The sequence below is a fragment of the Pseudoalteromonas sp. Isolate6 genome, assembly GCF_022398435.1.
GTDB classification, from domain to species: Bacteria; Pseudomonadota; Gammaproteobacteria; order Enterobacterales; family Alteromonadaceae; genus Pseudoalteromonas; species Pseudoalteromonas galatheae.
Map to the genome: position 1 here is coordinate 1 of NZ_JAKEVK010000287.1, position 4482 is coordinate 4482.

Consider the following 4482-nt stretch of genomic DNA (forward strand, 5'->3'; position numbering starts at 1 on the left):
GGTGAAATAGCATATTAGCTTCGTTAAAAATTTCTCATTTAGAACAACTAAATAGCAAAATTTTTGCCTTGCCTATATGGATATAGGTACCTTAGCGGTAGCAGGACGCGAGAGCGGTGCTACAAAAGCTATTTCCCCGCTTCAAGATAAATCATTTACTTAATACAACTGGTATAAGTCCGAGCGGGCTTAAAATTGGACCAAAGCCATCAAAGCTTTTAAATACAGATAGGTACATAACCCAATTGGCATGAGAAACGAAAAAGGGCCGTAAAGGCCCTTTACAACAAGTAGAAACTAGCAAAAACAAAGGTTAGCGCATTGCCATCATCATTTTAGCCGGTTCCTCTAGGAAGGTTTTCCATAAATTATTGAAACGTGCGATCGTGCCACCATCAATAATACGATGGTCGCCAGACCAACTTACTTGCATGATAGAGCGCGCAACCACATTACCTTGTGCATCAAAGCGTGGTAACTGCTGAACCTTGCCAAGTGCAACGATAGCAACTTCAGGTTTATTGATAATCGGTGTCGCAACCGTACCACCAATAGCCCCTATGTTTGAGATTGAGATAGTACCGCCTTTCAGTGAATCAGGAGATACGCGCCCTTCCCTAGCGGCTTCTGTCAGTTCAGTAACAGATTGGGCAACTTCAACAATCGATTTGCTTTGGCATGATTTAATATTTGGTACAAGAAGACCCAGCTTGCTGTCCACCGCCATACCAATATTATGGTCATCAAAATAAGTGATTTCTGTACAGTCATCATTTACTTTTGCATTCAAAATTGGGAACTCGTTGATTGCAAGTGACAACGCCTTGATAAAAAATGGCATCATCGTCAACTTCACGCCTTGCTTGGCATATTGCTCTTTCAAAGCACCTCGAAGCGCAATTAAATCGGTTAAGTCAATCTCATCACAGTAAGTGAAATGTGGGATCGTCGATACAGAGGCCATCATTTGTTTGGCCATCGCCGCTTTCATACCACGTAAAGGCTCAACTCTTTTCCCACCTTCTGAGGTAGGAGTTGGCTTTTGCGTTTGAGACTGTAACGTTGTGCTAGCTTCATTCGTGGTCGAAGCGTCACTTACACCGTGCTCAAGGAAATGTTCGATGTCCTCTTTATACACACGACCATTTTTACCAGAGCCTGGCACTTCAGAGAGGTCAATACCAACTTCGCGCGCCTTACGGCGCACTGCTGGAGAGGCGATTGCTTTACCATTTTTCGGCAAACTTCGCGTGGCCTCATTGCTCGCAGTAGTTGTGTGTGCTGTACTTTCTTTAGGTTTGTGAACATCAGCGATTGGATCGTCTGATTTTCCAGCGTGAGAGGACGCCAACTTCATTTGAAATAGCGGACTATGCACCTGTGCTATCTCGCCTTTTTGATAATAGAGTTTCTCAACAATACCATCGTACTTAGCTGGAATTTGCACTAGAGCCTTGTCAGTCATTACATCACAAACGGCCTGATCTTCTTTGATTTCATCGCCTTCAGCGACAAGCCATTCAACGATTTCACACTCAACAATGCCTTCACCGATGTCTGGTAAAATAAAATCTTCAAGTACTGCATTGGTTGAAGTAGTTGGCGAGGATTGAGCTTCCGGTTGTTCTGACTGAGCAGCTTGCTCGCCGGCAACATCCATCGCAAACAAAGGTTCATGGACCTTTGCAATTTCACCTTTTTCGTAATGCAGCTTGGTGATCACACCATCATGTACCGCAGGGATCTGCACTAGCGCCTTATCCGTCATCACGTCACAAATAGGTTGATCTTCTTTTACTTCATCGCCAACAGCCACCAACCACTCGACGATTTCGCACTCTACGATGCCTTCACCAATATCTGGTAAGATAAATTCTTTAGCCATAACTTATCCTTAAAATTCCATAGAACGTTTGATAGCGGCGAACACTTTCAGTGCATCTGGCACATATTCTTTTTCAAGTGCTAAAGGATATGGCGTGTCTAATCCACAAACTCGCTCAATTGGAGATTCTAAATGCAGGAAACACTCTTTTTGTATGGTTGCTGCAATCTCAGCACCAAAACCATTAGTGATAGGCGCTTCGTGGCTCACGACCAAACGACCCGTTTTAACCACTGACTTGGCTACCGTATCCATATCCCAAGGAAGAATACTTCTTAAGTCGATTATTTCGCAGCTAATACCTGCTTCTTCAGCTTTTTGCGCCGCTTGTTCTATGATTTCCATCTGCGCGCCCCAAGCCAATAGCGTTATATCGGTACCTTCTTTAATCACTTCGGCTTTACCAAGCTCGATGCTGTAATCTTCTTCTGGTACTTCACCAACAGAAGCGCGATATAAGCGCTTAGGCTCAAAGAAAATAACCGGGTTATCGTCTTTGATGGCAGCACGCAGAAGGCCTTTTGCTTGATACGGGTTACGCGGTACTACAATTTTAAGACCAGGTGTATGCGCAAAATAAGCTTCTGGTGATTGTGAATGATATAGACCACCTGCAATACCACCACCGTATGGCGTACGAATTGTTAAGTTACCCACATCAAACTCATTACCCGAGCGATAACGGAACTTAGCCGACTCGTTCACGATTTGGTCAAATGCTGGGAAGATATAATCCGCAAATTGAATTTCAGCAAGCGCAGGGGCACCAAACGCTGCAAGACCATTGGCAAAACCCAAAATACCTTGTTCAGTCAATGGCGTATTAAAAACACGGTGTTTTCCGTATTTTTCTTGAAGGCCAGAAGTTGCACGGAATACACCACCAAAGTAGCCAACATCTTCACCAAAAATACAAGCCTGCGGATGCTCCGCCATCGTGATATCTAGCGCCGAATTAATGGCGTGTAGCATGTTCATTTTAGCCATTATTTAATTCTCCCTGCTGTGACTGGGTATGCGTCTGGATAAGCTTTAATATGCGCTTTCAATTCATCATATTGTTTTTGCAGCGATGGAATTGGCGTATCGTAAACATCTGAGACCAGATCTTCTAATGCAGGCTTCTGTACTTTCTCTGCGACCTTCAATGCAGCCAAGATATCTTCACGGATTTTCTCTTTTTCCGCATCATCTTGGGCTTCATCTAGCCAACCTTGTTTTAGAAGCCATTGCTTAAATCGATTTACTGGACAACTATTCTTAAATTCAGCTTCTTCATCTTTGGTACGGTAACCAGATGGGTCATCGGAAGTTGAATGTGCACCCAAACGATATGCGATAGACTCAATCATCACAGGCTCACCGTTTTCAACTGCGATTTTACGCGCGGCTTGTGTCGCGGCGTAAACGGCAAGCGCATCGGCACCATCCACACGGATGGTCTTAATACCATAGCCCACACCGCGGGCTGCAATACCATCACCTTTGAACTGTTCATCAGCAGGTGTTGAAATCGCATAACCATTATTACGTGCATAGAAGATAACCGGTGAACCATGTACCGCGGCCATGTTTAGACCAGCGTGGAAGTCGCCTTCTGAGGCAGCACCTTCGCCAAAATAGCAAATCGTGACGTTATCGATTTCAGACGTTAGCTCGCCGGTTTCTTTATCAATGTGTTTTAACTTTTGGCCGTAGGCATAGCCCGTTGCTTGAGGAATTTGCGTTCCTAGCGGCGACGAAATAGTCAGGTAATGTAATTCTTTAGAACCATAATGCACAGGCATTTGGCGGCCTTTACCTAAGTCCTTCTCATTCGAGAATAACTGATTCATGAATTGCTCAAGCGAAAAACCACGATAGTGAATTGCGGCTTGCTCACGGTACTGAGCCATGATCATGTCATCTTCTTTAAGCGCTGCGGCACTTGCCGTAACAGCAGCTTCTTCGCCAAGACATTGCATGTAAAAGCTAATGCGTCCTTGACGCTGAGCACCTTGCATACGCTCGTCAAGTAAACGGATAAACCGCATTGTTGAATAAATTCTTAATGCCGTTTCTTTGTCAATATCTGGTGCTGTTGCACCGTCTAAAACATCGCCTTGGTCACTTAAAATCTGTAATGTAGGGATATTGAGTGCATGACCATCTATAAATTCCAGCGTGTGGCTGATATTTAAGGATATATTATTGGGGTTAGTCATAACCTACCTTCTCTTGTTGTCATAACAAACTTACGGAGTTCAACCCGACTTCCTCATACGAGATCTGGCTTCAGATTGCGTAAGACGAAAAGAGTCTTAACTCACCTCGCATTTATGATTGTGTTAATTGGTCTTGATCACATTTGTGGTTAGTATGAATAACTGGTCTAACAACTTATCAAAGACTGAATAATATTTGCGATTTAAGTAAGTAAATTAAATTAAAGCGTTTCAACTTTACGTTAACGTAAACGGTTATTCAACTAATCCTAGATGAATAACCGTGAAAATGCATCAATGTTTTTGGAAAGATTTTGATACGAAGGCAAGTAGAATTTTACATCTATGATTTATATAAAGTTTTCATCAACCTCTAACGGGATAACCGTTAGT

3 protein-coding genes are annotated in these 4482 nt (G+C 43.2%); all 3 read right to left on the bottom strand.

What is annotated here, in order from left to right; genetic code table 11:
* Positions 1-313: 313 nt before the first annotated feature.
* Genes L1D50_RS21785 through L1D50_RS21795 form a run of 3 tightly spaced genes read right to left on the bottom strand, consistent with a single transcriptional unit; the run spans position 314 to position 4089 of the window.
* Positions 314-1885 (bottom strand): dihydrolipoyllysine-residue acetyltransferase, encoded by a 1572-nt coding sequence (locus L1D50_RS21785; RefSeq protein ID WP_239966816.1) that lies wholly within the window; start codon positions 1883-1885, stop codon positions 314-316.
* A gap of 9 nt (positions 1886-1894) precedes the next feature.
* Entirely contained in the window at positions 1895-2872 is a 978-nt protein-coding gene (locus L1D50_RS21790; RefSeq protein ID WP_010604720.1) for an alpha-ketoacid dehydrogenase subunit beta, read from the bottom strand.
* Positions 2872-4089 (bottom strand): thiamine pyrophosphate-dependent dehydrogenase E1 component subunit alpha, encoded by a 1218-nt coding sequence (locus L1D50_RS21795; protein ID WP_239966817.1) that lies wholly within the window; start codon positions 4087-4089, stop codon positions 2872-2874. The genes L1D50_RS21790 and L1D50_RS21795 overlap by 1 nt, the downstream gene beginning before the upstream one ends.
* Positions 4090-4482 lie beyond the last annotated feature (393 nt).

Excerpts from the sequence above, each read along its gene's own strand:
- L1D50_RS21785 (WP_239966816.1), bottom strand. The coding sequence starts at position 1,885 with ATGGCTAAAGAATTTATCTTACCAGATATTGGTGAAGGCATCGTAGAG.
- L1D50_RS21790 (WP_010604720.1), bottom strand. The coding sequence starts at position 2,872 with ATGGCTAAAATGAACATGCTACACGCCATTAATTCGGCGCTAGATATC.
- L1D50_RS21795 (WP_239966817.1), bottom strand. The coding sequence starts at position 4,089 with ATGACTAACCCCAATAATATATCCTTAAATATCAGCCACACGCTGGAA.